Origin of the sequence: Myxococcus sp. CA040A, assembly GCF_013336725.1 — a bacterium.
GTDB lineage: Bacteria > Myxococcota > Myxococcia > Myxococcales > Myxococcaceae > Myxococcus > Myxococcus llanfairpwllgwyngyllgogerychwyrndrobwllllantysiliogogogochensis.
In genome coordinates this window covers 1,175,990-1,202,795 of the sequence record NZ_JABUMR010000003.1, presented here as the reverse complement: position 1 = coordinate 1,202,795, position 26,806 = coordinate 1,175,990, and the positions used below count along the sequence as shown (strand labels likewise).

General features: G+C 70.3%; 20 protein-coding genes. 13 read left to right on the top strand and 7 right to left on the bottom strand.

Features of this window, described 5'->3' with window-relative positions; genetic code table 11:
• Nucleotides 1-81: 81 nt before the first annotated feature.
• Genes HUA75_RS16940 through HUA75_RS16930 form a run of 3 tightly spaced genes read left to right on the top strand, consistent with a single transcriptional unit; the run spans nucleotide 82 to nucleotide 2,506 of the window.
• The gene (locus tag HUA75_RS16940; RefSeq protein ID WP_174486979.1) at nucleotides 82-1,575 is read left to right on the top strand and encodes a fused MFS/spermidine synthase; all 1,494 of its coding nucleotides are present in this window, start codon (nucleotides 82-84) and stop codon (nucleotides 1,573-1,575) included.
• On the top strand, nucleotides 1,572-2,030 hold the full coding sequence (locus HUA75_RS16935; protein ID WP_141648346.1) for a hypothetical protein: 459 nt from the start codon (nucleotides 1,572-1,574) through the stop codon (nucleotides 2,028-2,030). Before HUA75_RS16940 ends, HUA75_RS16935 begins: the two co-directional genes overlap by 4 nt.
• On the top strand, nucleotides 2,027-2,506 hold the full coding sequence (locus HUA75_RS16930) for a hypothetical protein (RefSeq protein WP_174486978.1): 480 nt from the start codon (nucleotides 2,027-2,029) through the stop codon (nucleotides 2,504-2,506). The genes HUA75_RS16935 and HUA75_RS16930 overlap by 4 nt, the downstream gene beginning before the upstream one ends.
• Here HUA75_RS16930 and chrA read toward each other — a convergent pair.
• The gene (gene chrA, locus HUA75_RS16925) at nucleotides 2,493-3,698 is read right to left on the bottom strand and encodes a chromate efflux transporter (protein ID WP_174487049.1); all 1,206 of its coding nucleotides are present in this window, start codon (nucleotides 3,696-3,698) and stop codon (nucleotides 2,493-2,495) included. The genes HUA75_RS16930 and chrA overlap by 14 nt on opposite strands.
• 110 nt (nucleotides 3,699-3,808) lie before the next feature.
• On the opposite strand from chrA, the gene HUA75_RS16920 reads away from it, so the two are divergent.
• Nucleotides 3,809-4,234: an OsmC family protein gene (locus HUA75_RS16920; protein WP_174486977.1), complete on the top strand. Its 426-nt coding sequence runs from the start codon at nucleotides 3,809-3,811 to the stop codon at nucleotides 4,232-4,234.
• 65 nt (nucleotides 4,235-4,299) lie between these two features.
• Here the strand turns inward: HUA75_RS16920 and maiA are convergent, their stop codons facing one another.
• The 3 genes from maiA to HUA75_RS16905 all read right to left on the bottom strand — a co-directional run bounded on the left by maiA (nucleotide 4,300) and on the right by HUA75_RS16905 (nucleotide 6,673).
• Nucleotides 4,300-4,959, bottom strand: a complete 660-nt coding sequence (gene maiA, locus HUA75_RS16915; RefSeq protein ID WP_141648343.1) for a maleylacetoacetate isomerase — start codon at nucleotides 4,957-4,959, stop codon at nucleotides 4,300-4,302.
• The gene (locus tag HUA75_RS16910; RefSeq protein WP_141648342.1) at nucleotides 4,956-5,936 is read right to left on the bottom strand and encodes a fumarylacetoacetate hydrolase family protein; all 981 of its coding nucleotides are present in this window, start codon (nucleotides 5,934-5,936) and stop codon (nucleotides 4,956-4,958) included. The genes maiA and HUA75_RS16910 overlap by 4 nt, the downstream gene beginning before the upstream one ends.
• A 152-nt stretch (nucleotides 5,937-6,088) precedes the next feature.
• Nucleotides 6,089-6,673, bottom strand: coding sequence for a hypothetical protein (locus HUA75_RS16905; protein WP_141648341.1), 585 nt, complete (start codon nucleotides 6,671-6,673; stop codon nucleotides 6,089-6,091).
• Nucleotides 6,674-7,040: 367 nt separating this feature from the next.
• On the opposite strand from HUA75_RS16905, the gene HUA75_RS16900 reads away from it, so the two are divergent.
• Entirely contained in the window at nucleotides 7,041-12,026 is a 4,986-nt protein-coding gene (locus HUA75_RS16900; RefSeq protein WP_174486976.1) for an ATP-binding protein, read from the top strand.
• Between the two features lie 21 nt (nucleotides 12,027-12,047).
• Here the strand turns inward: HUA75_RS16900 and HUA75_RS16895 are convergent, their stop codons facing one another.
• Nucleotides 12,048-12,926 carry a class I SAM-dependent methyltransferase gene (locus tag HUA75_RS16895; RefSeq protein WP_174486975.1) on the bottom strand — a complete coding sequence of 293 codons (879 nt, stop codon included), beginning with the start codon at nucleotides 12,924-12,926 and terminating at the stop codon, nucleotides 12,048-12,050.
• A 354-nt stretch (nucleotides 12,927-13,280) separates the two neighbouring features.
• On the opposite strand from HUA75_RS16895, the gene HUA75_RS16890 reads away from it, so the two are divergent.
• Both HUA75_RS16890 and HUA75_RS16885 read left to right on the top strand, forming a co-directional pair.
• Nucleotides 13,281-15,179 (top strand): S9 family peptidase, encoded by a 1,899-nt coding sequence (locus tag HUA75_RS16890; RefSeq protein WP_174486974.1) that lies wholly within the window; start codon nucleotides 13,281-13,283, stop codon nucleotides 15,177-15,179.
• A 125-nt stretch (nucleotides 15,180-15,304) separates the two neighbouring features.
• Nucleotides 15,305-17,263: an alpha/beta fold hydrolase gene (locus HUA75_RS16885; RefSeq protein ID WP_141646992.1), complete on the top strand. Its 1,959-nt coding sequence runs from the start codon at nucleotides 15,305-15,307 to the stop codon at nucleotides 17,261-17,263.
• On the opposite strand, the gene HUA75_RS16880 is transcribed toward HUA75_RS16885, so the two are convergent.
• Entirely contained in the window at nucleotides 17,197-18,234 is a 1,038-nt protein-coding gene (locus tag HUA75_RS16880; RefSeq protein WP_141646993.1) for a serine/threonine-protein kinase, read from the bottom strand. The two genes, HUA75_RS16885 and HUA75_RS16880, sit on opposite strands and share 67 nt — an antisense overlap.
• 282 nt (nucleotides 18,235-18,516) lie before the next feature.
• Between HUA75_RS16880 and HUA75_RS16875 the strand changes: the two genes are divergently transcribed.
• The 3 genes from HUA75_RS16875 to serA all read left to right on the top strand — a co-directional run bounded on the left by HUA75_RS16875 (nucleotide 18,517) and on the right by serA (nucleotide 22,099).
• Nucleotides 18,517-18,894: an STAS/SEC14 domain-containing protein gene (locus HUA75_RS16875; RefSeq protein WP_141646994.1), complete on the top strand. Its 378-nt coding sequence runs from the start codon at nucleotides 18,517-18,519 to the stop codon at nucleotides 18,892-18,894.
• 105 nt (nucleotides 18,895-18,999) lie between these two features.
• The gene (locus HUA75_RS16870) at nucleotides 19,000-20,652 is read left to right on the top strand and encodes a serine protease (RefSeq protein ID WP_174486973.1); all 1,653 of its coding nucleotides are present in this window, start codon (nucleotides 19,000-19,002) and stop codon (nucleotides 20,650-20,652) included.
• 193 nt (nucleotides 20,653-20,845) lie between these two features.
• On the top strand, nucleotides 20,846-22,099 hold the full coding sequence (gene serA / locus HUA75_RS16865; RefSeq protein WP_141646996.1) for a phosphoglycerate dehydrogenase: 1,254 nt from the start codon (nucleotides 20,846-20,848) through the stop codon (nucleotides 22,097-22,099).
• A 24-nt stretch (nucleotides 22,100-22,123) separates the two neighbouring features.
• Here the strand turns inward: serA and HUA75_RS16860 are convergent, their stop codons facing one another.
• Nucleotides 22,124-23,530, bottom strand: coding sequence for an FAD-binding oxidoreductase (locus HUA75_RS16860; protein WP_174486972.1), 1,407 nt, complete (start codon nucleotides 23,528-23,530; stop codon nucleotides 22,124-22,126).
• Nucleotides 23,531-23,715: 185 nt separating this feature from the next.
• Here HUA75_RS16860 and HUA75_RS16855 point away from each other — a divergent pair, with 185 nt between their 5' ends.
• From HUA75_RS16855 to HUA75_RS16845, 3 genes are all read left to right on the top strand, one after another.
• Nucleotides 23,716-24,099, top strand: coding sequence for a hypothetical protein (locus tag HUA75_RS16855; protein WP_174486971.1), 384 nt, complete (start codon nucleotides 23,716-23,718; stop codon nucleotides 24,097-24,099).
• A gap of 21 nt (nucleotides 24,100-24,120) precedes the next feature.
• Nucleotides 24,121-25,935, top strand: coding sequence for a hypothetical protein (locus tag HUA75_RS16850; protein ID WP_174486970.1), 1,815 nt, complete (start codon nucleotides 24,121-24,123; stop codon nucleotides 25,933-25,935).
• A 323-nt stretch (nucleotides 25,936-26,258) separates the two neighbouring features.
• Nucleotides 26,259-26,795, top strand: coding sequence for a dihydrofolate reductase family protein (locus tag HUA75_RS16845; protein ID WP_174486969.1), 537 nt, complete (start codon nucleotides 26,259-26,261; stop codon nucleotides 26,793-26,795).
• Nucleotides 26,796-26,806 lie beyond the last annotated feature (11 nt).

The window sequence follows — 26,806 nt, the reverse complement described above, 5'->3', positions numbered from 1 at the left end:
AGCCCCGGGGACTTCCCCCTGGGGCCGCGGAGTTACGGGCTGTTGAGTATGGAACGGGCCTTGCTCATCCGGCCCCCGCTCATGAAGCCCTCTTCACTGACGTGGTTGTCCTTCCTCTCCGGCGCCACGGTGATGGCGTCGGAGATGGCCGCCTCGCGACTGGTGGCCCCCTACTTCGGGAGCAGCACGCCCGTGTGGGCGGCGCTCATCTCCCTGGTGCTGGGAGGGCTGGCGCTGGGGGCGCACCTGGGCGGGCGCTGGGCGGACCGCGCGGAGCGACTGGAGCCGCTGCGCATGGCGCTGTGTGTCGCGGCGCTGCTGCTGGCCGCCCTGCCCTTCCTCGCGCGGGCGCTGCTGTCAGGGGCCACGGCGGCGGTGATGACGGGGCGTCCGCTGGAGGCCATGGGGCGCGTGGGGCTGGTGGTGCTGGTGGCGGTGCCTCCGCTGCTGGCGCTGGGGGCGGTGGGGCCGTTCCTGTTGAGGGTGGGGTTGGGGGGCGTGGCGTCGGCGGGGGCGCATGCGGGGCGGCTGTCGTCCGCGTCCACGCTGGGCAGCATCGCCGGGACGCTCCTGGCGGCCTTCGTCGTCCTGCCGTGGCTGGGCACCGCGCGGGCCATGGCCTGCTTCGCGGGGGTGCTCGGGCTGACGGCGGCGCATGGGCTCGGCTGGCGGTGGCGGGTGGTGGCCGTGGGGGTGCCGGTGGTGGCGCTGGCGCTGGGAGTCCACGCGCTGCCGCGACATCCGCGCGCACGGGACGTGGCCGAGTCACCCCATGCCTTCGTGCAGGTGCTGGAGTCACCCGAGGGGACGCGGAGCCTGGTGTTCGACGAGGGCTACGCGGTGCAGAGCACGTGGCTTCCCGGGCAGCCGGTGCGGGAAGAGGTCTTCGGGCATTACCTGCTGACGCCGGCGATGGCGCGCGCGGAGCCTCGGGCGCCCAGGGTGTTGCTGCTGGGCCTGGGCGCGGGCACCAGCGCGCGCGGGCTGCGGGAGACGTATCTCGGCGCGAGGGTGGTGGGCGTGGAGCTGGACGCGGAGGTGGTGCGGCTGGCGCGGACACACTTCGGGCTGGGGGCCGAGGTGGAGGTACACGTTGGCGATGCGCGCGCGTTCCTGGAGGCGGACTCGCGGCGCTACGACGTCATCATCGTCGACGCATTCCGCTTTCCCTATGTGCCCTTCCACCTGACGACGCGTGAGTTCGCCAGGAGCGTGGCGGACCACCTGGTTCCCGGAGGCGTGGCGTGCTTCAACGTGGGCCGCTTCCGCGAGGAGCGCGGTGTGGTGGACGCGGTGGGTGGCACGCTGGCGTCCGTGTTTCCTCACGTGCTCGCGGCGGATGCGCGCAACCCCAGCAACACGCTCTTCTTCGCGGGGGAGGAGGGCATGGCGGAGCGGCTGGCCGCGAGGACGGAGCGGCTCCCACTCTCGCTGCGCCCGCTGGCGACGCGCGTCGTCGGAGAGCTGCGCGCGGTGGCCTCCGCGGAGCCCCTCACGGATGACCGGGCCCCGGTGGAGCTGCTCACGGATGTCATCCTCCTGCGGGCCCTGGTGCGCACGGAGGGGCTGAAGTGAAGCCCCTGCCTCACATGCCGGAGTTCCTCGCGCCGCTGCCCCTGGCGGCCGTGGCGCTGATGGCGGTGAATGACCGCTGGCTCAAGCCCACCTTCCACAACACGCTCACCGGCAAGCTGTCGGACGTGGCCATCTGCTTCTTCCTGCCGCTCTACGTGTCCGCGCTGCTGGCCCTGGTGACGCGCTGGCCTCGGAGCCTCCGGCTGGGCGCGGGCGCGGCGCTGACCGCCGTGCTGTTCACCGCGCTCAAGGTGTCACAGCCCCTCGCGGACCTCTTCTGTCAGTGGCTGCGTCCCCTGGGCGCGCCGCTCGGCCTCGACAGCTTCCGAGCGGTGGCCGACCCCACCGACCTGCTGACCCTGCCCTTCATCGCGGTGGCGGTGCTGTACGGCCGCGCCACGGTGCTCTCCCGGACGCCAGCCGCGTCCCTCACACCCCCCGGAGCCTTGTCATGAAGCCCCTGCTGAGAAACCTCGCGTCCGTCGCGGTGCTGGCAACCACCGGGCTCCTGCTCCTCGCCGACTCGTCGCGGGACTGCGAGCACGGCGCGAAAGACGTCACCTTCGACGTCACCGGCAACACCTGCGGCTCCAACGGCACCTTCCGCGTCCTGTCGGGTGAGGACGCGTGCGAAATCACCACGCAGGGGGCGTCAGCGCTGGGGTTCCCCGAGTTCGGCGATTCGACCCGAGACAGCGTGGACATTCCGAAGGGCGAATGGTCGCTGCATGACCCCAGCCTCACCGTGCACCTGGGCGCGGATGGGGGCGTCGTGCGGCCGGACGCGGGTTCCTCGACGAGCGTCCAGGCCAACCGCCACTGTGAGAACGAGCTGGATGGGAACACGCTGGTGCTGACGTGCATCGACCGGCGCGACGACCTGTCCGGCGTCGAAGTGGCCCGCTGCGGGGCGAAGCTCACCCCGCGCTGAGACTCTTCACCAGCCACCCCACCGCGCCTCCGCCCAGCACCAGCCAGGCGGAGTTGACGCGCCAGCGGATGAGCAGCACGGCGGACGCGAGGGCGAGCCCCACCGTCCACGCGTCCACCAGCGCCGCCCGGCCGAGCTGCCACGTCACCACGGCCATCAGCGCCAGCGACGCCACGTTGACGCCATCCAGGAACGCCCCCGCCCTCCACGAGCGACGCAGGCGCGGCACCAGCGGCCCACTGAGCGCGACGAAGAAGAACGCGGGCAGGAAGATGCCCACCGTGGCGACCACCGCCCCCGTCATCCCCCCGAGCACGTAGCCGATGAACGTGGCCGTGGTGAACACGGGACCGGGCGTCACCTGCCCCACCGCCACCGCGTCCAGCAGCTGCGCCTGGGTGAGCCATCCCCACCGCTCCACCAGCTCGGAGCGGAGGAACGCCAGCAGCACGTACCCGCTGCCGTACAGCACCGAGCCCACCTTCAGGAAGAAGAGGAACAGGCCCTGCTGCGTGAAGGGCACGGCCGTGGTGGCAACGCCCAGGGGAAGCGCCAGCGCCCACGGCGACACGGGCAACGAAGCGGAGCGGCCCGAGGGCCCGTGCTCCCGGCGGTGCTCGATTGCGCGCCAAGCGAGGACGCCGAGCCCCGACAGCAACAGGAGCCACAGCTCGTTGACGCCGAGGAAGGCCGCCGCCGTGGACCCCCCGGCCACGACAGCGGCGAGCCGCGTCTTCACCACGGTGCGCGACAGCCCCCACAGGGCCTGCAGCACCACGGCGATGATGACGGCCTTCACGCCGTACAAGAGCGCGCCCACGTCCGGCAGGTCTCCGAAGCGCGAGTAGGCCCAGGCGAAGCCGGTGACGATGAGGAACGCCGGAAGGATGAAGCAGACGCCGGAGACCAGCAGCCCCGGCCACCCGCCGCGCCGGTGGCCGATGTGGATGGCCAGCTCCGTGGAGTTGGGGCCGGGGATGAGGTTGGCCGCGCCGAGCAGGTCCACGAACTCCTCGCGCGTGAGCCAGCGCCGACGGCGCACCACCTCGTCCTCCATGAGCGCGATGTGCGCGGCCGGGCCGCCGAAGGCGGTGGTGCCCAACCGGAGGAACAGGAGCGCCAGCTCCCGGAGCACGGGCGCGCTGTCACTCGGCGCGGAAGGCGCGGGGCTCGCGGGCTCCAGGGGAGGCATCTTCACGAAAGCTACCCCAGGAAGAGGGATGCGCTGTCGAAACAACCTGGCGACTTCCCACCCGAGCACGGGCCTTGTCACCCGGACCCCGTCCTGGATTCATGCCCGTCATGACCACCCATGACACCACGCTGCTCGCGGCGGCCGTCGTCGAGAGCCAGGCTGGCTACACGCAGTCGATTCGCACCGGCAAGCACCACTTCCAGGCGGACGAGCCCACGGCGCTGGGAGGCGCGGACCAGGGCCCCGCGCCCTATCAACTGCTGATGGGCTCGCTGGGTGCGTGCACCGCCATCACCTTGAAGATGTACGCGGCCCGCAAGGGCTGGGACCTGGGCCCGCTCACCGTGAAGCTCAAGCTCTTCCGCGAGAACGACGCCGAGCGCGTGGAGCGCGTGCTCTCCTGCGGCCCCGCCGTGAGCGAGGAGCAGCGCGCGCGCCTGCTCGAAATCTCCGCGAAGACGCCGGTGACGCTCACCCTCTCGCGGGCCCTGCGCATCGAGACGACCTTCGCCCCGGCGGCGCCCACGCCCTGACAGCTCCGCGAGAGGACCGTCCCCGCTCTCACTCGAGCGGGGACGACCTTCACGCGCCTCGGGCCTCAGCCCGGCGTCGCGTCGGGCTGCCGGTCCGGGTGGGACGCCTGGAAGGCGGGGTGCTCCGCGCACGCCGCTTCAATCCGCAGCAGCGTGGGGTACGGCGACAGGTCCAGCGCGAAGCGACGCGCGCCGTACAGCTGCGGCACGAGACAGACATCCGCCAGCGTCACCGAGTCACCCACGCAGAAGCGACCCACCGTGGGCTGCACCATCTTCTCCAGCGCCTCCAGGCCCCGGGTGTTCCAGTAGGCCCCCCACGCCTTGTCGTCGCCGTTCAGCTCGGCCTTGATGCGCTGCAGGACGGACAGGTTCTGCATGGGCTGCATGCCGGAGTTCACATACTCCGCCAGCATCCTCGCGCGGGCGCGCAGGTACGCATCCTCGGGGTACAGCGACGGCGACGGGGCGTGGTCCTGGAGGAACTCCAGGATGGCGAGCGACTGGGACAGCCGGCGCACGGTGCCGTCCGCCTCCGTCCACTCCAGCGTGGGCACCGTCCGCATGGGATTCACGGCGCGGTATGCGTCGGAGTTCTGCTGACCGCCGTCCTTCAAGAGATGCACCGCGACGTACTCGAAGGGCAGGCCCTTGAGGTTCAGCCCCAGCCGCACCCGCCACGAAGCGGACGAGCGCCAGTAGTTGTGCAGGCGCAGGTCCTTCATGACGGCTTCACCACCTTCTGGGAGATGCGACCGAAGACGCTCTGCCCGTCCTCGCCCATCATCTCGATGTCGATGGTGTCGCCGGGCTTCATGAAGGGCGTCTTCGGCTTGCCCTCCTCAATCGTCTCAATCATGCGCTGCTCGGCGAGGCAGGAGATGCCCCGGGCGCGGTCCACGTTGGACACCGTGCCGCTGCCCAGGATGGTGCCCGCGGTGTAGCCGCGCGTCTTGCACAGGTGCTGGATGAGCTCGAAGAAGGAGAAGTGCATCTCCGGGCCCGCGTCGGTGTCACCCACCTGGACGCCGTTGAGCACCGAGCGCAAGCGCAGGTGGATGCGGCCCTCGCGCCAGGCCGGGCCCACCTCGTCCGGCGTCACCGCGAACGGGCTGAAGGCCGTGGCGGGCTTGCTCTGGAAGAAGCCGAAGCCCTTGGCCAGCTCGTCTGGGATGAGGTTGCGCAGCGACACGTCGTTGGCCAGCATCAGCAGCTTGACGTGCTTGCCGGCGTCGGCGGCCTTCGTGCCCTGCGGCGTGTCGCCGAGGATGACGCAGACCTCGCTCTCGAAATCCAGGCCCCACGCCTCGTCCGCCAGCGGGATGTCCGCGGTGGGCGCCAGGAAGTCCCCGGAGCCGCCCTGGTACACCAACGGGTCCGTCTTCAGCGTGGCCGGCGGCTCCGCGTTGCGCGCCTTGCGCACCAGCATGACGTGGTTGATGTAGGCGCTGCCGTCAATCCACTCGTAGGCGCGCGGCAGCGGCGCATGCAGGGCCGTCTGGTCCAACGGGCGGCTCTGCACCGCGCCGGCCTCCAGCTGCGCGGCGAGCGCGCGCAACAGCGGCTCCTTCGTGTCCCAGTCGTCCAGCGCCGCCTGCAGCGTCAGGGCGACGTTGGTGGCCAGCGCATAGGCCGAGTTGTCCCGCTTGACGACGATGAGCCGCCCATCACGGGTTCCATCCTTGAGCGTCGCGAGCTTCAATCCCGGGCTCCCCGCGGCCCGGTGGAAACAGCGGGGGCCGCCTCATGTGCTCGGCTTTTCCGCCGGGGCCCCCAGGGTGTCAAGCACGGGGCGCAGATGCGCCGCGACAATCGTCACGGCGTGGAGAATGTCGAACCGCTCGCGGCGGAAATCTACCAGCAGCTCGACCGTGCCGGCAGCTGCGCGAAGTAGTTGTTGCCCAGGTTGCTGTCCCACTGGCCATGGGACGTCGCCGCCAGGGAGATGTCCCACGCGTTCTGATTCCCATTGGAGTTGAAGGCGTAGAAGAAGAGGTCGTTCTCCACCGCCGTGGGCTGCTGGCACACCCAGACGCCATCCTGGCCACCGTTGGCGAAGTGCTCGGTGCACTGGGGCAGGTTCTGGTACTGCATGCACTTGATGCAGGCGCGCGGCCCCGCGTTCAGGAAGACATAGGCATCGTTGTTGGTGCCCGCGCTGGCGCTCAGCGTCTGCTGGCGGCCGTTGAGCTGGATGTAGATGGAGATTTGATTGTCCGGGTACAGGCCCCGCAGGTAGCCCCGGTAGCTGACGGTGAGCGTCGCCAGGCGGCCGGGGAGCCGGCGCGTGTGGCGGATGACCTCGAAGGGCCCCGTCGTCGCGGAGTCGTACACGCTGCAGATGGGGTAGTCCGGCGGATAGTCGGAGGCGCGCGCCGAGGAGACAGGGAGCAGCAGGGACAGCGCGAGCGCGGCCAGGAACGTCTGCGACAGCTTCATGAGTGTGTCCTCGAGCAGGAGCGAGTTCACGCACCGGCGTAGCATGTGTCACCCACATGCCGGAAGACCGGGCGCCCGCCTCGTCGGCCGCCGGACGGACAAGGCCGCCCGCACGGCTTGCCTCCGTGACAGTCCGTGGCGTTGGGCGCTCGCCCCCCTGGTCCGCGAGCGGGCACACAGCATGCTCGTGGGGCAGGAGGGAAGCGGAGCGCGCGCGGCTGTTGAAGGCTGAGTCGGCACACGGGGGACGTGCGTCGGCCTCTCCCCTTGGCAGCGCCCCGTCCGACACCCAACGTTGCCGGAAGGACGGAACGCGAGGCCAACCTCATCGCCGGAGCGATGCGGGGGTGGAGCGCGAGGACACTGAATGGCTGAAGGCTTCCAAGACGCCGGCGCCGTTCCAGGAGAGCCGCAGTCCGGCCGCCGACTGGGCAACCGGTTCGAGCTTGCCCACCGCATCAAGGCCGGCCACGGCATCTCCACCTGGGACGGCGTGGACCTGCGCACCGGAGAGCGCGTCGCCATCAAGGTGACGTCCACCACGGCGCTCGTCCCGGCCGCGCGGCACCGGCTGGAGCACGAGGCCACCGTCCTCTCCCACCTCGACAGTCCCTTCATCGTGCCGGTGCGCCACCTGGGCACCTCGGGCGACTGGCTGTTCCTGGTGGCGCCCTGGCTCCAGGGCGAGTCGCTGGATGCGCGCCTGTCACGCGGCGCGCTGAGCGTTCCGGAGGCCCTGTCGCTGGGCCGAGACTTGCTGTCCGCGCTGGCCGAGGCCCACCGTCACGGCGTCCTGCACCGGGACGTGAAGCCCACCAACATCATCGTCTCCGGACAGCCGCTCTCCCGCGCCACATTGATTGACTTCGGCCTCGCGCGCAGCGAGCGACTGGACCCGTCGCTCAGGGACCTCCCGGTGGGCACCGCGCGCTACCTGTCGCCGGAGCAGGCCGGCCTGCTCCACCGTCCGGTGGAGGCCACCTCGGACCTGTACTCCGCGGGCGTCGTCCTCTTCGAGTCCCTCTCCGGAGAGCCCGCCTTCGACGGTGACTCCGTGGGCGAGGTGCTGCGTCAGCACCTGGCGGCGAGGCCCCGGCTGCGCGCCGTGGGCGTGGAGGCGCCGCGCGCGCTGGAGGAGGTCATCTCCCGGCTGCTGCAGACGGACCCGTCGGACCGCTACCAGACCGCGAGCTCCGCGCTGGCGGACCTGACGGAGCTGGAGGAAGCGCTCTCGCGGGGACAGTCGGAGCCGGCGCTCATCACCGGCGCGAGGGATGCGCGACGCAGCCTCGCCGAGCCGTCCTTCGTGGGCCGTCACGAGGAGGTGGCCACGCTGGAGCGGGAGCTGGACCTCACGCGGACGGACCCCGGACGGCTCGTGCTGGTGGAGGCCGAGTCGGGCGGAGGCAAGAGCCGGCTCCTCGAGGAGCTCCGCGCGCGAGCGGCGCGGCATCACGCGTGGGTGTTGCAAGGACAGGCGCAGGACCAGGCCGCGCGGCGCCCGTTCCAGCTCTTCGCCGGCGTGGCCTCGGACCTCACCCAGGCGCTCCAGGCGAAGCCCGCGCTCGCGGAGCTCCTGCGCGACAGGTTGGCGGGGCAGGAGGCCGGCCTGTGCACGGTGCTGCCGCAGTTGGAGCCCGTGTTGTGCGCCCAGGCCCGCGCGCCCGCGCGAGGCCTCGGGCCCGAGTCACTCGGAGAGAGCCGGGGCATCTGGGCCCTCACCGCGCTGCTGAACGCGCTGGGCACCCGGGACGAGCCCGCCGTGGTGGTGCTGGATGATTGTCAGTGGGCGGATGAACTGACCCTGCGGGCGCTGGAGGGCTGGTCCCTGGCGAGGAAGCAGGGCCGGGGGCGGGTGCTCGTCGTCGTCGCGTTTCGTGGCGAGGACATCGGCCCCACGCACGTGCTGCGCAGACTGGCTCCCACCGCGCACCTGAAGCTGGCCGCCTTTGGCGCCCTGGAAGTCACGCGACTGGCGGAGTCCATGGCCGGCGCGCTGCCCCCCGAGGCCACCGAGTTGGTGGCGCGGCTGTCCGAGGGCAACCCCTTCATGGCCAACGCGGTGCTGCACGGGCTGGTGGAGGACGGCGTGCTCGTGCCCGGCCCCTCCGGGTGGCAGGTGCAACCGGAGGCGATGGCGCACGCGCGCTCGTCGCGGCAGGCGGCCACCTTCCTCGTGCGACGCCTGCGGCTGTTGCCCCTGGCCGCGCGGCGCCTGCTGTCCGTGGGCGCGGTGCTGGGCAAGTCGTTCGAGCTGGCGCGGGTGGCGACGCTGTCGGGCGCGTCTCCCGAGGAACTGGGCGCCGCACTGGAGGCGCCGCGCCGCAGGCACATGCTGTGGGAGGAAGGCACGCGCTACACGTTCGTGCACGACAAGCTGCGCGAGGTGTTGCTGGACATGCTGACGCCGCAGAAGCGGCGGGAGCTGCACCGGCTGGCGGCGCGCTCGGCGGCGAACCAACTGCCCCAGGACCCGTTCGAGCTGGCCTATCACTTCGACGCGGCGGGCGAGTACGCGCAGGCGTTGCCCCACGCGCTCGTGGCCGCGGAGCTGGCGCGGCGGCGCTTCGCGCTGGAGACCGCCGAGCTGAACTATCGCATCGCCGAACGCGGCGCCTCGGGCGCGGACGCGGGCACCCGCTTTCGCGTCGCGGCGGGGCTGGGCAATGTCCTCATGCTGCGCGGTCGCTACGAGGAGTCCCGCCAGCAGTTCGAGCGCGCCCAGGCGTTGGCGAGAGACCGACAGGAGCAGGCGCGCATCCTCGGCCAGGTGGGGGAGCTGGCCTTCAAGCGGGGCGACTTCGGCGAGGCCACGCTCGCGCTGGAGCAGGGCCTGAAGCTGATGGGGCGCTGGGTGCCTCCGGGAGGACTGCTCACCGGCGCGAGCGCCGTCTGGGAAATCCTGGCGCAGGCCGCGCACACGGTGGCGCCGCACAGGTTCCTGTCGCGCAGGCCGCTGGCGGGTGGGGAGAGCGACCTCCAGGCGGTGCGCCTCTACAGCCGGCTCGCCTATGGCTACTGGTACCGGCGCGGACGCATGGCGGTGCTGTGGGCGCACCTGCGGGACCTGAACCTCGCGGAGCGCTACCCGCCCACGCCGGAGCTGGCCCAGGCGTATTCGGAGCACTCGCCCGCGCTCACCACCCTGCCCTGGTTCCAGCGCGCCTTCGCGTACGCGGAGAAGTCCCTGACCCTGCGCCAGGAACAGCGCGACGTCTGGGGCCAGGGACAGACGCTGCACTTCTACGGCCTGGCCTGCTACGCGGCGTCCCGCTTCAACGACTGCATCGAGAAGTGCACCGAGGCCATCCGGCTGCTGGAGCGCACGGGGGACCCCTGGGAGGTGAACAACGCGACGTTCCAGGTGGCCATGGCGCTCTATCGGCTGGGCCGGCTGCGCGAGTCGCTGGAGACAAGTCAGCGGCTGCACGCGGCGGCCCTGGCGCTGGGAGACCGCTACTCGGCGCGCCTGGGGCTGGAGGCCTGGGCCAAGGCGTCGGGAGGGCGGCTTCCGGGCACGCTCCTGGAGGGCGAGCTGGGCAACCCCGACCAGCCGGACCCGCAGAGCTACGCGGGCGTCCTCCAGGCGGAGGCCCTGCGCCGGATGCACAAGGGGGACGCGGCGGGCGCCGTGGAGGTGCTGGAGCGCGCCGCGCGGCTGGTGGACGAGGCGAACCTGCGCCAGGAGTACGTGGCCCCCATCGCGCCCCTCCTGGCCACGGCGCTGCGTCAGCTCGCGGAAGTCACCTCGCCCCTGGCCGCCGCGCGCCGCGAGGCCCTGCTCAAGCGCGCCGAGGGCGTGGCACGGCGCGCCCATGCGCTGGCGCGCACCTACCGCAACAACCTCCCGCATGCGCTGCGCGAGCGGGGCCTGATTGCCGCGTTGAGAGGCCAGCCCCGACAGGCGCGACGCTGGCTGGAGCAGTCGCTGCAAGTGGCCGAGGCCCAGCAGATGCGGCACGAGCATGCCCAGAGCCTGAAGGCCCGCGGGGCGCTGGGACACGCGCTGGGCTGGCCCGACGCGGAGGTGGACCTGGCCACGGCCACGCGGGCGCTGGACGAGATGGAAGAAGGCCTCTCGCCGGAGGTCGCCGCGCGAGGCGGCACGCGCACCCTCTCGCTGGTGGACCGCTTCCCTCGCGTGCTGGAGGCGGGCCGCAGGCTGGCCTCCGCCCTGTCACGCGAGGCGGTGTTCGAGGCCGCGCGCCAGTCGATGCTGGAGCTCCTGCGCGCCGAGCACTGCGCGGTGGTGGACCCTCGGGATTTGCCCACGGACGAGGACTCGGATGCGGTGGGCATCAGCCGCACCGCCATGGCCCGCGCGCTGGAGACCGGCCGCATCACCGTGCTGGGCCAGGGCCTGCCCGGGCGCGCGAGCGAGAGCATGGAGCTGCTCGGCGTGCGCTCGCTGCTCTGCGCGCCCATCCAGGTGCGCGGCAAGACGGTGGCGTGTGTTGTCGCCACGCATCGCCAGGTGGGCGCGCTGTTCGGCGAGCTGGAGGAGCACCTGGCGGAGTTCGTCACCGTGCTGGCCGGAGCGGCGCTGGAGAACGCGGAGAACTTCGCGCGCATCGCCGCGCTCTCCGAGGAGCAGGGCCGCCTCTACCGCGCCGAGCAGGAGGCGGTGCGCCGCCGCGATGACTTCCTCTCCATCGCCGCCCACGAGCTGAAGACGCCGCTCACCTCGCTCCAGCTCCACATCCAGGGCCTCCAGGCCCAAGCCCGCGCCACCACCCACCTGCCTCCGGAGAAGCTCACCGCCAAGCTGGAGTCCGCCTCCGCGCAGACCCAGCGCCTGGGGCGGCTGGTGAGCGACCTGCTGGACATCTCCCGGCTCGCCCAGGGCCAGCTCCACATCAAGCTCTCCGAGGTGGACCTGGTGGCGCTGGTGCGAGGCCAGCTCGAGCGCAGCCGCGAGGCGCTCGCCCGCGCCGAGTGCCCGGTGCGGCTGCACGCACCCAGGCACCGCCTCGCGGGCTACTGGGACGCCATGCGACTGGAGCAGGTGGTGGGCAACCTGTTGTCCAACGCGATGAAGTACGGCGCCGGCCAGCCGATTGAAATCACCCTGGAGGAGCGGGGTGGCCTCGCGCGGCTGCGCGTGCGGGACTCCGGCATCGGCATCGCCACCGAGGACCTCTCGCGCATCTTCGGACGCTTCGAGCGCGCGGTGTCCGTGCGCCACTATGGCGGCTTCGGCCTGGGCCTGTGGATTGTCCGCGAAATCGTCCAGGCCCTGGGCGGCACCATCGACGTGGAGAGCACCCCGGGCACGGGCTCCACGTTCACCGTCACCCTGCCCTGCTCCGGGCCCCCGTCACACCTCGAGCCTCCCGGCCCGCCCGTGCACTGAAGCGCGCTCCAGGCGCCACGGTCAGCGGCGCGTGAGCTCCAGATAGATGACGTTGTCCTGGCTGTCCCGGAACAGCCGCACGGAGTCGAGCTGCTCCAGCGGCACTTCACCCAGCAGGGCGCGCATCTCGTCCTCCTCACGGTAGGTGAGCCACCAGTCCATGAAGGCCTCCATGTAGCCCGTCTCCGGCGGAAAGCGCGCGAAGTTGGCCACCAGCAGACGGCCTCCCGAGCGCAGCATGCCGAAGAGCAGCCCGGTGAGCCGCGTGGCGACGGAGGCGGAGAGGTAGTCGTAGAGGCCCGCGGAGTAGACGAAGTCCAGGTCCGCGAAGGTCGCCTTGCCGGCGAGCAGCGCGCGCACCGAGCCGCAGTGGGGGCGCACCACGTCGAGCGGCTGGTGGTGCGAGATTTCCGCGAGGCTCAGCGGGTCCTGGTCGAACGCGATGAGTTCTTGGACGCGGCGCTCCCGCACCGCGGCGGAGGACTCGGCTTCACGCAGGTGGCCACACGCGACGGAGAGGATGCGCGCGCCCTGGGGAACGCGCTCGGCCGTCGCGTCGAGCGCGCGTGCTAGCAGCTCGCGGCGCTCCCGCACGCTGACCGCGCTGGGTTGCTGGTGCATGTACCGGTAGACCTCCCGGCCCGCGTGGAGTTCGTCGGCGGCACGGTCCATGTACAGGTAGTCGATGAGGGCCGCGTCCCCCGCGTAGCCCCGAGGGCGCTCGAAGGCCCGCCGGGTGAAGGGACACTGGTGGACGAATGAGCGGAGCGGGTGCTTGCGCGCGGTGTCCGTGCAGAAGGACTTCCAATCCTCCTCGCTCCAGCGGCGCCGCAAGGTGAGCAGGCCCAGGTGGAGCGAGTGCATGTCCTGGTGCAGCACCTCGTCCTCGGCGGCCATCATCCGCTCGTGGATGCCATCGAGCCACCCTCGAGCTTCCGCGAGCGCCTCGTGGGCTGGACGCTCCGGGACGGGAAGGACCAGTTGGTTGCGCTGGACTGAGGGGACAGGCGTTGGCCTCGGCGGGCGGGGCATCGTCTGGGGGTCGTGCATCGTCCAACACAACCCCGGGGGGGTATGTATGCACTTCCCACGAGAAGCGTTCTCGCCCGCCCGGTCCTGGAGGCGGGCGTCCGAGCGCGCCCCCGGAGCCTTCCTTCCAGAGGTGCTCTTCAAAACGCAGCGAGTATTCGTATCCCGGCCCCGCTCACGCCACAGTCCCGCGCGCCTTCGGTCCTGCGTCTCCTGGAGCTGCCCATGACCTCGTGGTCCACCCTCTCGCGAGCACTCGTCACCCTCGCGGTCCTCCCCGCCCTGGCCCTGGCCCTCCCGCGCCCCAAGGCCCCAGCGAAGCGCTACACCGTCGAGCAGTTCATGCAGACAACGACGGTGTCCGGCGCGTCCTTCTCCTCGGACGAACAGCGGGTGCTCTACTCGTCGGACGAGACGGGCGTCTTCAACGTCTTCTCCGTACCGGTGAAGGGCGGCAAGCCCACCCAGCTCACCCGCGCGAAGGACGCCTCCCTCGCCGTCGGCTACTTCCCCACCGATGACCGCATCCTCTTCACCCGGGACACGAGTGGCCAGGAGCGCCCCCACCTCTACGTGCGCGCGCTGGACGGCCAGGAGCAGGACCTCACGCCGGGCGACAAGCACCGCGCGTCCTTCTTTGGCTGGAGCCACGACGACACCGCCTTCTACGTGCTCACCAACGAGCGCGACGAGCGCTTCCTGGACTTCTACCGCTACGACGCGAAGACCTACGCGCGCACCGTTCTCTACGCGGGAGACGGCGAGCACGTGCCGGCCGCCCTCTCCCCGGACGCGCGGTGGCTGGCGCTGGAGAAGTCGCGGACGCTGTCCGACAGCGACGTCTACCTCTTCAACGTCACCACGAAGGAGCGCCAGCACCTCACCGCGCACCAGGGCCCGGCCACCTGGAAGGCGGCGACCTTCGACCCGACGTCATCCGCGCTGTACCTGCTCACCAATGAGGGCTCCGAGTTCACCCGCGTGGAGCGCCACGAACTCGCCACCGGGAAGCGCGAGTCAGTGGAGGCGCCCGCCTGGGACGCACTGTCCACGACGTTCTCCAAGCGCGGCGCCTTTCGCGTCACCCGCGTCAACGAGGACGGCCGCACCACGCTGCGCGTCCACGACATGAAGGCCGGCAAGCCCCTGGCGCTCCCAGGGCTCCCCGAAGGCGCCATCTCCGACGTGGCGCTGTCGCGCGGCGAGAAGCGGATGGCCTTCCTGCTCGACGGAGACCGCGCGCCGGCCAACCTCTACGTGTTCGACTTCGCGACAAAGAAAGTCACGCGCCTGACGGACACGCTGAGCCGGGCGCTGGACGCGAAGGACCTGGTGGAGTCGGAGCGGGTGCGCTTCAAGTCCTTCGATGGGCTGGAGATTCCGGCGCTGCTCTACAAGCCCCACCCGGCCACCGCGAAAGCTCGCGCCCCCGCCATCGTCTTCGTCCACGGGGGACCGGGAGGCCAGTCCTCCAAGGGCTACAGCAGCTTCTTCCAGTTCCTGGTCCACCACGGCTACGTGGTGCTGGCCGTCAACAACCGGGGCAGCGAGGGCTACGGCAAGGCGTTCTTCGCGGCGGACGACCAGCAGCACGGCAAGGCGCCGCTCCAGGACTGCGTCGAGGCGAAGAAGTACCTGGCCGGCCTGCCCTACGTGGACGGCGAGCGCGTGGGCATCCTCGGCCCCAGTTATGGCGGCTACATGGTGCTCGCGGCGCTGGCCTTCCACCCGGACGTCTTCGCCGTGGGCGTGGACGCGTTCGGCATCACCGACTGGCTGAGCGCCCTGCGCGAGCTGCCACCCCACAAGACGGCGCTCCGCGAGGCGCTCTACCAGGAGATGGGCAACCCCGAGACGCAGGAGGCGATGCTGCGCGACATCTCCCCGCTGTTCCACGCGGAGAAGATTCGCAAGCCGCTGCTCATCATCCAGGGCGCCCATGACCCGCGCGTGCCCAAGGCGCGCACGGACACGTTCGTCGAGTCCCTCCGGAAGAGCACCACCCCCCTCGACTACCTTGTCCTCCCCGAGGATGGCCACGGGTTCAGCGGCAAGAAGAGTGAAGCGGAGACCTCCCTGCGTATCCTCTCCTTCCTGGATCAACACCTGCGGGGAAAGCCTTGAGACCGCTCACGGCGGCGGCGATGCAATGCGTCCTCCGGCCATTCGTGTAGAAAACCAGGCAGGCAATGAGCCAGCACCGGCTCGTGCGTGTCCCCCAGTGCGTCACCCCACCTCTGGAGTCCCCCATGTCGTCCTGGTCTTCCCTGTCGCGAGCGCTGGCCGCCGCGACACTCCTCCCCACCCTCGCGCTGGCCGCGCCCAGGCCGGAGCCGACCACTCCCGCGAAGGCGGGCGCGGTGCGTGAAACGGCGCGCCCGTCGAAGCACTACGCCATCGAGCAGTTCATGAAGACGACGCTGATTCGGGGCGCGTCCTTCTCCCCGGACGAGCAGCGGGTGCTCTACTCGTCCAACCAGACGGGCATCTACAACGTCTTCTCCGTGCCGGTGAAGGGCGGCAAGCCCACCCAGCTCACCCGCTCCACCACGGACAGCACCTTCGCCGTGGGCTACTTCCCCCAGGACGAGCGCATCCTCTTCACCAAGGACCAGGGCGGCAACGAGCAGCACCACCTCTACGTGCGCACGCCGGACGGCAAGGAGAAGGACCTCACGCCGGGCGACAAGCACCGCGCGTCCTTCTTCGGCTGGAGCCGCGACGAGTCCGCCTTCTACGTCCTCACCAATGAGCGCGATGAGCGCTTCATGGACCTCTACCGCTACGACGCGAAGACGTTCGAGCGCACCCTGCTCTACCAGAACGAGGGCGGCCTCGACGTGGGCGACGTGTCCCCGGACGAGAAGTGGCTCTCCCTGGGCAAGACCAACACCACGTCCGACAGCGACGTCTACCTCTTCAACGTCGCCACGAAGGAGAGCAAGCACCTCTCCCCCCACAAGGGCATCGCGACCTGGGAGTCGGCGACGTTCGACCCGACGTCCTCCTCGCTGTACCTCATCACCGACGAGGGCACCGAGTTCACCCGCGCGGTGCGCTACGTGCTCGCCACCGGGAAGATGGAGGACGTGGAGAAGACGGACTGGGACGTGATGTACACGTACTTCTCCAAGAATGGCGCGCTGCGCGTCACCGGCATCAACGCGGACGGCCGCACCGCCATCCGGCTGCACGACGTGAAGGCCGGCAAGCAGCTCGATTTGCCCAAGCTCCCCGAAGGCGACATCACCGGCGTGTCCATTGGCCGCAGTGAGAAGCGCATGGCCTTCCACCACAACGGGGACCGCTCCCCCAGCAACCTGTACGTCTTCGACTTCGCCACGAAGAAGGTCACTCGCCTGACGGACACCCTCAACCCGGAGATCGACGCCAAGGACCTGGTGGACGCGGAGGTGGTGCGCTTCAAGTCCTTCGACGGGATGGAGATTCCGAACATCCTCTTCAAGCCGCATCAGGCCACCGCGAAGCAGCAGGCGCCCGCGCTCGTGTGGGTCCACGGCGGCCCCGGCGGCCAGTCCCGCAAGGGCTACAACCCGATGATTCAGTACCTGGTCAACCACGGCTACGTGGTGCTGGCCATCAACAACCGGGGCAGCTCCGGCTACGGCAAGACGTTCTACACCGCGGATGACCAGAAGCACGGCAAGGAGCCGCTCCAGGACTGCGTCGAGGCGAAGAAGTACCTGGCCACCCTCCCGTACGTGGACGGCTCACGCGTGGGCATCATCGGCGGCAGCTACGGCGGCTACATGACGCTGGCCGCCCTGGCCTTCCAGCCGGACGTCTTCAACGTGGGCGTGGACATCTTCGGCGTGTCCAACTGGCTGCGCACGCTCAAGAGCATGCCGGCCCACTGGGAGTCGCGGCGTCAGGCGCTCTACCAGGAGGTCGGCAACCCGGAGACGCAGGAGGCGATGCTGCGCGAAGTCTCCCCCCTGTTCCACGCGGAGAAGATTCGCAAGCCGCTGCTCGTCATCCAGGGCGCCAATGACCCGCGCGTGCTGAAGGCGGAGTCGGACGAAATCGTCCAGGCCGTGCAGAAGAGCAAGGTCCCCGTCGAGTACGTCCTCTTCCCCGACGAGGGCCACGGCTTCACCAAGAAGAAGAACGAAGCGGAGGCCTACTCCCGCACCCGCGCGTTCCTGGACCAGTACTTGAAGAAGCCCGCCAACGCCCCGACGAACTGAGCCGTCCGGGTCCGGTGCGCGCGCGGCATGGCGCGCACCGGCTCCGCCGCTTCATCCTCCTCCACGCCCACGTCCCGCAGCGCCTCCAGCACCGCGTCCATGGAGGCGAAGCGCTGCTCGGGCCGCTTCTCCAGACAGCGGCGCACCACGGCCTCCACGGAGGCGGGGATGTCCAGGTCCGGACGCAGCTCGCCAAAGCCCGGCACCGGCTCCTTGTGGTGGGCGAAGACCAGCTCCAGCGCGTCCTCCGACTCGAAGGGCACGCGTCCCATCAGCATCTGGAACAGCACGACACCCAGCGAATAGATATCCCCGCGCGCGTCGGCGACTCCGCGCGCCCGCTCCGGCGCCATGAACGCGTGTGCGCCGTGGAATGAGCCGCTGCCCGTCAGATCCGGCAAGGAGAGGCGCTCGGACTCCGCGACGACGGGCCGCAGCCGTCCGAACCCCCGCACCTTCACGTGCGAGCACTCCCGCCCCGCCGCGTCCGTCACCAGCATGACGTAGGACGGCGTCACGTCCCCGTGCACCACGCCCCGCCGGTGAGCCTGGCGCAGCGAGCGCCCCAGCCCCCGGGCCAGCTCCACCGCGCGCGCCCACGGCAGCGCCCCCGAGGTGAGTACGTGGGCCAGCGTGCGCCCCTCCAGCCACTCCTGGGTGACGTAGAGCGTGCCGTCGTCCGTCCTGCCCGCGTCCAGCACGGTGACGGTGTTGGGGTGGGCCAGCCTCGCGGCGACGCGGGCCTCCTGGAAGAAGCGCTGCCGCGCCTCCTGGTCCGTGAGTGGAGCGCTCAACACCCGCAGCGCGACTTCCCGCTCCAGCGGGAGGTGGAGGGCCCGGTACAGCCGCGCGGGGCCGCTGGGGCCCACGGCCTCCAACACCTGGAAGCGGCCGTGCAGCACCTGGCCGACGAGCGTGTCCACCCCCCACGAGGGTGGAGCCAGCGGGGTGGAATGGAGCTCGGTCTGCATGGTGGAATCTCCTCGGCACACTCCCAAGCGCTCGTCACGGCGGCGTCGAGCGCCCGTGACGGCCCCGACAACACGGCGCGACACCTGGACCCGGGGCCACGCCCTTCGACGCGGCCAGTACCGGTTCGGCGGCAGGGACGTCACTAGCCGGGGGGTCTGACATTCCTGGCGCTTCCGGACAGGCCGGGCGGACCTACCTCCCCCAAGGACATTGGAAGCGTCGGGTATCGGAGTGTCACCGGCTGGGGTTAGGATGCTGCGCCTTCGGAGCCGTCACCACCCATGCCATTCCAGATCAACGTTCACGCGCAGGACCGTATCCTCGAGGTCGTCTATCCCCCCCAGGTCACCTCGGCCGACCTGTCCGAGTATCTGACGGAGGTGAAGAAGGCGATTGTCGGGTTCGCGGGGGAGTGGTCCGCGCTGGTGGACCAGTCCCAGTTGAGGGTGATGCCCACGGACGTCGTGGCCTCCATGGCGGCGCTCAACGCGTACGCGCAGTTGCATGGGATGCAGCGCTCGGCGCGGGTCGTCACGGACGCCCCCTCCGGCCTCCAGGCGTGGCGCATGACGAAGCGGGCCATGCTGACCATCCCCACGCGCACGTTCGAGACGCGGCAGGAAGCCCTGGAGTGGCTGCGCAATCCGGACGCGGACTGAGCATTGCCTCGGGGGGCCCTCTGCCCTCCACTGGCGGCTCCCTTATAGTGGCGACCCGCTCGTCCCCCGGGCGGGCATCGATCCATCATCAGGAGTCGTCTCCATATGCACAACACCCGGAATGGCGCCGCCAGGAAGCTTCTTGGCGCGCTGCTGTGTACCCTTGCCTTCACCGCCTGTCAGCCGGCCCCCGAGGCCGAGCCCGGCGAGGAGGCTCCAGCGACGGGGGCGGGCGAGCAGCCCGTGGTCTACGGCAACGACGACCGCAAGGACGTGTTCGAGCACACGAACGCCACGCTGAAGGCGCGGGCGGAGCAGGCCACCGTGGCGCTGATGTCCCCGTCGGACTTCAACGCCAGCAACCCCAACAACGTCACCTTCAATGGCCCGAACCTGGGCTCGTCCGAGAACCTCTGCACCAGCCAGCGCTTCCGGAGTGATCCAACGGCGGCCTGGTGCTCCGGCACGCTCATCGACGACGAGCTGGTGCTGACGGCGGGCCACTGCGTTGAGAGCGCGGCCGAGTGCGGGGACACGCGCATCGTCTTCAACTACTACCGGACCGCCGCCAACACGCTGAAGACGGTGACGACGGCGGACATCTTCTCCTGCCAGTCCATCGTCGTGCGCAAGAAGTCGACGACGGGTGGGCGCGACCTGGATTTCGCCATCCTCAAGCTGGACCGCGCCGCGACGCCGCGCTTCACGCCCGCGCCCGTCCGGGCCGGCAACACCGCGCTGGCGACGGGCGCCAACGTGGCCGTCATCGGCTCCGGCAGCGGCATCCCCTTCAAGATTGACTCCGGCGGCTCGGTGCGCACGCCCCGCGCCAGCACGTTGGACTACTTCGTCGCCACCACGGACACCTTCGCCGGCAACTCCGGCTCGGGCGTGTACGAGACGGCGGAGCACACGCTGGCGGGCATCCTCGTGCGCGGTGACGAGGACTACATCGGCAGCGGGAGCTGCAACGTCGTCAACACCTGCACGGAGACGGGCTGCAACGGCGAGGAAATCACCTACGTGAGCAACGCCATCACCGCGCTCTGCCAGGCGACCACCAACGCCCGGCTGTGCGGCTCCGGTCCGCCGCCCACGGGCGGCAGCAACTTCACCTTCTCCGCGAGCGCCACCGCCAGCGCCACCACCAACACCACCAACAAGACGGTGGCCCTGACGGCCGGTCAGAAAATCACCCTGGGCACCTGCGGCGTCACCGGCGCCGCCGTGACGGGTGACTCCTACCTGCGCCTGTTCGGCCCCAGCGGCACCGAGGTCGCAAGCAACGACGATGGCTGCGGCGGCCGGGGCTCCAACCTGAGCTTCACCGCGACGCAGGCGGGCAACTACGAGGTCCGCGCCGGCTGCTACTCCTCCGGCGCCTGCTCCGGCACCGTGGCCTGGACGCTGGAGGGCGGCGGCACCGGCCCCGCGCCGTCGAGCGGCTCCTTCGCGTACACCGCCAACGCCACCAACAGCGCGCAGACGGGCACCACGAACCAGGGCATCACCGTGGCCGCCGGCCAGAGCATCTCCTTCGGCACCTGCACCGTGACGGGCGCCGCCGGCACCGGCGACACCTTCCTGCGCCTGTACAACAGCGCGGGCCAGCAGGTGACGAGCAACGACGACTCCTGCGGCTCGCTGTCCTACGCCAACTACACCGTGCCCGCGGGCGCGGGCGGCACCTACCAGGTCCGCGCGGGCTGCTTCGGCAACTCCTCCTGCGGCGGCACCGTGGCGTGGACCGTCCAGTAGCGCATCCGTCCTGATTCACGGCCTCTCGCGGGCGGTCCGGGAAGCCGGGCCGCCCGTTTTCGTCTTCCGGACACCCCCACCCCCCAGGTCACGGACGGCGGGCCGCCCTCCTTCCCGGCTCCCGACACCGGGCCCTCCAGCCCCCTCACCCCGCGCTTGACAGCCTTGGGGCCGGGGTCTAACGCACGGCGACATGAGCACTGCCCGGTTCCCGCCGTCCCCGACGCGCCCGATTCTCAACGAGGGTCCGTTCCGCGCCCTGCTGCTGGAGAACATCCACCCGTCCGCCGAGGCGCTGCTGGCCGCCGAGGGCTTCCAGGTGGAGCGCACGTCCTCGGCGCTCAAGCCGGCGGAGCTGGCCGAGCGCCTCAAGGGCGTGCACCTGCTGGGCATCCGCAGCAAGACGACGGTGCCCGCGGAGTCGCTGGTGCACGCGGACGAGCTGCTCGCGATTGGAGCCTTCTGCATCGGCACCAACCAGGTGGACCTGACGTCCGCCAACACGCACGGCATCCCCGTCTTCAACGCGCCCTTCAGCAACACGCGCAGCGTGGCGGAGATGGTCATCGCCGAAATCATCGCCCTGACGCGGCAGCTGTTCGACCGCAGCCGCGAGGTGCACACCGGCCAGTGGCGCAAGGTCGCCACCGGCAGCCACGAGGTGCGCGGCAAGACGCTGGGCATCATCGGTTATGGCCACATCGGCTCGCAGCTCGGCGTGCTGGCGGAGTCCCTGGGCCTGCGGGTGCTCTACTTCGACGTCATGACGAAGCTGCCTTTGGGCAACTCGCGCGCGGTGGGCTCGCTGGACGAGCTCTTGGCCGAGTCGGACTTCGTCACGCTCCACGTCCCGGCGCTGACGTCCACGCACATGATGATGGGCTCCGAGCAGTTGGCGAAGATGAAGAAGGGAGCCTGCCTCATCAACGCCAGCCGGGGCACGGTGGTGGACATCGGCGCGCTGGCGGCGGCCCTGCGCTCCAAGCACCTGGGCGGCGCCGCGGTGGACGTCTACCCGGAGGAGCCCGAGGGCAACTCGGATGGCTTCGTCACCGAGTTGCAGAACCTGCCCAACGTCATCCTCACGCCGCACATCGGCGGCTCCACGGAGGAGGCGCAGGCGTCCATCGGCAGGGAGGTGGCCGTCAGCCTCTCCAAATTCTTCCGGACGGGCGCGACGACGGGCTCGGTGAACTTCCCCATGGTGGAGGCGCCGCTCATCCCGGGCACCCACCGCATCCTCAACGTGCACCGCAACATCCCCGGCGTGCTGCGCGACATCAACCGCATCGTCTCCGACCTGAACGCCAACATCCACGCGCAGGTCCTCAGCACGGACGCGAACATCGGCTACCTGGTCATGGACCTGGACCAGGACGTGTCGCGCCCCGTCTGTGACGCCATCGCCGGCCTGACGACGGACATCAAGACGCGCATCGTCTCCTGACGTCAGCGCGCGCCCGTTGCGCGCTCAGGCGTCCAGAATCTTCCCGGGGTTGAGCACGCCCCGGGGGTCCAGGGTCCGCTTGAGCGCGCGCAAGAGGGCCAGCTCCTCCTCGGAGCGCGAGTAGCCCAGGTAGTCCTTCTTCAACAGGCCGATGCCGTGCTCCGCGGAGATGCTGCCCGCGTGCTTGCGCACCAGCTCGAACATGGTGGGGTCCGCCTGCTTCGTGTGGGCCAGGAACTCCGCCTTGTCCAGCGCGTCCGGCTTCATCACGTTGACGTGCAGGTTGCCGTCGCCAATGTGGCCGAAGAGGCAGATTTCCCACCCCGGGTAGCGCGACTGGAAGACGGCCTCCAGCTCCGCGCAGAACGCCTCCAGGCCCGCGACGGGCAGGGAGATGTCGTTCTTGTGGGGCAGGCCCGTGGCGGACAGGCTCTCGCTGATGCCCTCGCGCAGCGCCCACAGCTCCGCCGCCTGCGCCGCGCCCTGCGCCTGGGTGCCGTCCGTCACCAGCCCCCGCTCGAAGAGCGAGCCCAGCCACGCCTCCACCGCCGCCGCGGCGCGTGACTCCGCCTCCAGCAGCACGTAGCAGCCGCTGGTCGCCTCGAAGGGGGAGCGCAGCTTGCGGTGGCGCTGCACGCGCGAAAGGCAGCGGTCCGTGAAGAACTCGTAGGCGGAGATGAGGAAGGCCGTCTGCTGACGGGCATCCCGGAACAGCCTCAGCACGGCGGCTACGTCCGGCACGGCGAAGAGGAAGACGTCCTGCTTGCCGGGAAGCTGCGTCAGCTTGAGGGTGGCCTCGGTGATGACGCCCAGCGTGCCCTCGCTGCCGATGAAGAGCTGGCGCAAATCCAGGCCGGTGTTGTTCTTCTCCAGCGCGCCGTTGAGCTCCAGCACGCGGCCGTCCGCCGTCACCACCTGGAGCCCCAGCACCCAGTTGCGGGTGAGGCCGTAGCGGATGACCTTCACCCCGCCCGCGTTGGTGGCGATGTTGCCGCCCACGGTGCTGGAACCCTTGGAGGCGAAGTCCACCGGCCACGTCAGGCCATGCTCGGCGCAGTGGCGGTGCACCGCCTCCGTCACCGCGCCCGCCTGCACGCGCACCGTGTTGCCGAGCAGGTCCACCGGACCCAGGCGTGCCATGCGCTGCAGCGACAGCACCACCTCGCCCTTCGCCGCCACCGCGCCACCGGCCAGGCCCGTGCGGCCTCCGGAGGGCACCACCGCCACGCCGTGCTGGTGGCACAGCGCGAGCAGCCGGGACACCTCGTCCGTGGTGCGGGGCAGCGCCACCGCGCTCGGGGCCGGGGCATACACGCGCGTCCAGTCGCGGCCGTACTCCTTCAATTCCTCCGGCTCCTGGGTGAGGAAATCGACGGGGAAGCCCTCGGAGAGAGCGCGGAGGAAGTCGGCGGGGAGAGCGGCGCTGGACATGCCCCAGGCGTATTGCAGGTCCCACCCGGTGACAAGGTGCGGCGAAGGCCCCGGCACCTGGGAGGTCATCCGGAATTCACCGGGAAACGGACAGGGAAATGGGCTCGTTGCGTATACCCAGGCGACACCCGTCGGGTTCTGTCGGGCCGTCCCTGTATCCCACCCCACCCTCCAGGATTCCGAAGATGCATCCGAGCCGAGTCCTCCGCGCCGCCGCCCTGCTGCTCGCTTCCGTAACGCTGACGCCCTCGGCGCTGGCGGCGGGTGAGACACCCCAGACCAACGTGCCCTACGTCTTCGTGACGGTGGACAGCTTCGTCAACGTCCACGCGACGGGGGTGGAGATCACCGGCGTCCTGCGGGGTGAGAGCACCGCGCGCACCATTGCCTTCTACTTCTACACAGGGGTGGATGGCCTCGACGCTGGCCTGTACGCCTCGCGCTGCGAGCGGATGGCCCTGATGGCCATGAACAAGCCGGGCGCCTATCTCTTCGAGATGATCAAGGGGCCGGCTTCCTACAATCTTTCCTGCCGTTTGACGCGGCGGGCGGCGACGCCCTCGCCCTGACGGAAGACGGGACTCCCGCTCATGGCGACGACGCGAAGCATCTGGCTGGCGCTCGCGCTGGCCCTGCTGGGGCTCCAGTCTGGCTGCGCCGATGGTGGCGATGGCCTCGGGACTGGCGGCAAGGACTCGGACGGCGACGGCGTGGCGAACGACACGGACTGCGAGCCGTTCAACAGGGCGAACTGGCACGAGGTCTCCGCCTACGAGGACGCGGACCGTGACGGTCGGGGTGACGGGGCCTTGAAGAAGGTGTGCGCCCCCGGCAACGCCCTGCCCCTGGGCTGGACCTCGGTGCCGGGAGACTGCGCCCCGAAGGACAGCTCCCGGTGGCGCACCGTCTCCGGCCTGTATCCGGACCGGGACAGCGACGGCGCCACGGGCCCGGGTCCGGTGGAGGTCTGTCTGGGAGAGACCCTCTGGGGGTATCGCGAGCAGGCGGGCCCCTCGGACTGCGATGACGAGGATGCGCGCTTCACGGTGGCTCGCGGTGCCTGGCCGGACCTGGATGCGGACGGGTATGGCGAGGGCCCTCGCGTGGACGTCTGCGCCGGCAAGTCGCCACCGCTGGGGTTCTCCATCGTGGAAGGAGACTGCGCGCCGCTCGATGCCACTCGCGCGGTGTCTCTCGCCTATCTGTACCGGGATGTCGACGGGGATGGCCTCACCGTGGATGCGCCGGGCGCGCTCTGCCTCGCGCCCCTTCAGCAACTGCCTGCCAGCTACACCCTCCAGTCCCTCGGCGCGGATTGCGACGACTCGGACTCGACGGTGTGGCGGACGCGCGACGTCTACGTGGACGCGGATGGCGATGGCTTCGGCACGGGTGAGCCCCAGGCCCGGTGCGCGGGCGCGGTGGCGCCTCCGGGACATGCGCTCCAGGGCGATGACTGCGCCCCCGGGGACGCCACGCTCTGGCAGTGGCGGGCCTACACGTACCGTGACGCGGATGGGGATGGAGACACGGTCCCCGAAAATGGCGTGCGGTGCAGCGGCGAGTTTCTGCCCCAGGGCTATGCCCACCTTCCCCGCGGGCTCGACTGTAACGACCAGGATGCTTCCATCCGGGTGAGCTGGAGCGTCCATCCCGACGAAGACGGGGACCTCGTGGGCGCGGGCACGGCGGTGACGCTGTGCGCGGGTGGCACGGTGCCACAGGGCTACTCGACGCTCGGCTCCGACTGCGCGCCCTCGAACGCCAGCGGGTGGCAGCTCCGGGAGTACCGGCATCGCGACGCGGATGGGGATGGCTACACGGTGCCCGAAGCGGGCAACGTCTGTGGTGGCACCGCACTGCCTCCTGGCTATGCGTGGACCGAGCAACGCCGGGACTGCGACGACGCGAGCCCCACGCGACACACGTCGCTCCTGTCCTGGCCGGACCTGGATGGAGATGGCGTGGGCGCGGGCACGTCGGAGACGCTGTGCACCGACGGGCAGACGCCTCCTTCCCGGTCGGCGGTGGGAACCGACTGCGCGGACGACGATGCGACGCGCTGGGTTCAGCGCAACTACACCCACGTGGACCGGGACCTGGACGGTGCCACGATGCCCGAGCAGGGCGGTGTCTGTGTGGGCAGCGCGTTGCCAGCGCCGTACTTCACGAAGGCCACGGGCAACGACTGCGACGACGCGGACCCGGAGCGCACGCGCTGGGTCGTGCTCTATCCGGACAGGGATGGCGACGGCGTGGGCGCCGAGCCCCGGCAGATTCCGTGCATCGGCGCGACGATACCTCCGGGCATGTCCATCTACGGCTACGACCTGGACGACAACGACCCGGACGTGACGGAGGCCACGGAGGACGACAGCGACATGGACCTCATCCTGGAGCCGTGAGCCGCATTCCCGCCATCTGACGACAGGCGAACCCTTGCCTGGAGTCGGGGCGGGACTGCGTCACCTCGTGACTTGCATCGTCAGTGGGTTGAGGCCATCCTCATTTCCGGCGCGGGAAACCGCGCTGTCCATGACCTCTTCTCACTGACAGCTTTCGCTCCTCGAAGCGCTCCTCCTCGCCCTCGACGCCATGCGTCCGAGGTGGCGGGTGAGGCGCTCCCCGTGAGCGATTCCCACAGCACCGCATTCACGTCCCCACCGCACCCTTCCGGCGCGGAGCGCCACCCGTGCGCGGTGGGACTTCTCGAATCCGAGGTCCTCCTATGCAACCCCAGAAGCGCAAGCTCGCGTACCACGTCGCCACCACCCTCGACGGCTTCATCGCCCGCGAGGACGACTCCTTCGACTGCTTCGCGAACGAAGGCGACCACGTCACCGAGTACCTCGCCACGCTGCGCACCTATGGCGCGGTGGTGATGGGCCGCCGGACGTATGACATCGGCCTGAAGTTCAACGTCACGGACCCCTACCCGTACCTGGAAACATACGTCGTCTCGCGCACGCTGAAGGAGAGTCCGAACCCCCGCGTGCGCCTCATCTCCGACGACGTCGTCGGCGCCGTGCGCGCGCTGAAGGCCCAGGAGGGCAAGGACATCTACCTGGCGGGAGGCGGAGCCCTGGCCACGCAGTTGCTCACCGCGGGCCTCGTGGACGAGGTCCTCATCAAACTGAACCCGGTGCTGCTCGGCGCGGGAATCCCCCTCGTCTCGCGGCTGGGTTCACACATCCCCCTGGAGCTGCTGTCGACCAAGGTCTACCGGACCGGCGTCGTGCTGCTCCAGTACGCCATCAAGCACTGAGCCTTCGCGCT

Coding starts and splice junctions, on each gene's coding strand:
- HUA75_RS16940 (WP_174486979.1), top strand. CDS start 82: ATGAAGCCCTCTTCACTGACGTGGTTGTCCTTCCTCTCCGGCGCCACG.
- HUA75_RS16930 (WP_174486978.1), top strand. CDS start 2,027: ATGAAGCCCCTGCTGAGAAACCTCGCGTCCGTCGCGGTGCTGGCAACC.
- chrA (WP_174487049.1), bottom strand. CDS start 3,698: ATGCCTCCCCTGGAGCCCGCGAGCCCCGCGCCTTCCGCGCCGAGTGAC.
- HUA75_RS16920 (WP_174486977.1), top strand. CDS start 3,809: ATGACCACCCATGACACCACGCTGCTCGCGGCGGCCGTCGTCGAGAGC.
- maiA (WP_141648343.1), bottom strand. CDS start 4,959: ATGAAGGACCTGCGCCTGCACAACTACTGGCGCTCGTCCGCTTCGTGG.
- HUA75_RS16905 (WP_141648341.1), bottom strand. CDS start 6,673: ATGAAGCTGTCGCAGACGTTCCTGGCCGCGCTCGCGCTGTCCCTGCTG.
- HUA75_RS16900 (WP_174486976.1), top strand. CDS start 7,041: ATGGCTGAAGGCTTCCAAGACGCCGGCGCCGTTCCAGGAGAGCCGCAG.
- HUA75_RS16895 (WP_174486975.1), bottom strand. CDS start 12,926: ATGATGGCCGCCGAGGACGAGGTGCTGCACCAGGACATGCACTCGCTC.
- HUA75_RS16890 (WP_174486974.1), top strand. CDS start 13,281: ATGACCTCGTGGTCCACCCTCTCGCGAGCACTCGTCACCCTCGCGGTC.
- HUA75_RS16885 (WP_141646992.1), top strand. CDS start 15,305: ATGTCGTCCTGGTCTTCCCTGTCGCGAGCGCTGGCCGCCGCGACACTC.
- HUA75_RS16880 (WP_141646993.1), bottom strand. CDS start 18,234: ATGCAGACCGAGCTCCATTCCACCCCGCTGGCTCCACCCTCGTGGGGG.
- HUA75_RS16875 (WP_141646994.1), top strand. CDS start 18,517: ATGCCATTCCAGATCAACGTTCACGCGCAGGACCGTATCCTCGAGGTC.
- HUA75_RS16870 (WP_174486973.1), top strand. CDS start 19,000: ATGCACAACACCCGGAATGGCGCCGCCAGGAAGCTTCTTGGCGCGCTG.
- serA (WP_141646996.1), top strand. CDS start 20,846: ATGAGCACTGCCCGGTTCCCGCCGTCCCCGACGCGCCCGATTCTCAAC.
- HUA75_RS16860 (WP_174486972.1), bottom strand. CDS start 23,530: ATGTCCAGCGCCGCTCTCCCCGCCGACTTCCTCCGCGCTCTCTCCGAG.
- HUA75_RS16855 (WP_174486971.1), top strand. CDS start 23,716: ATGCATCCGAGCCGAGTCCTCCGCGCCGCCGCCCTGCTGCTCGCTTCC.
- HUA75_RS16850 (WP_174486970.1), top strand. CDS start 24,121: ATGGCGACGACGCGAAGCATCTGGCTGGCGCTCGCGCTGGCCCTGCTG.
- HUA75_RS16845 (WP_174486969.1), top strand. CDS start 26,259: ATGCAACCCCAGAAGCGCAAGCTCGCGTACCACGTCGCCACCACCCTC.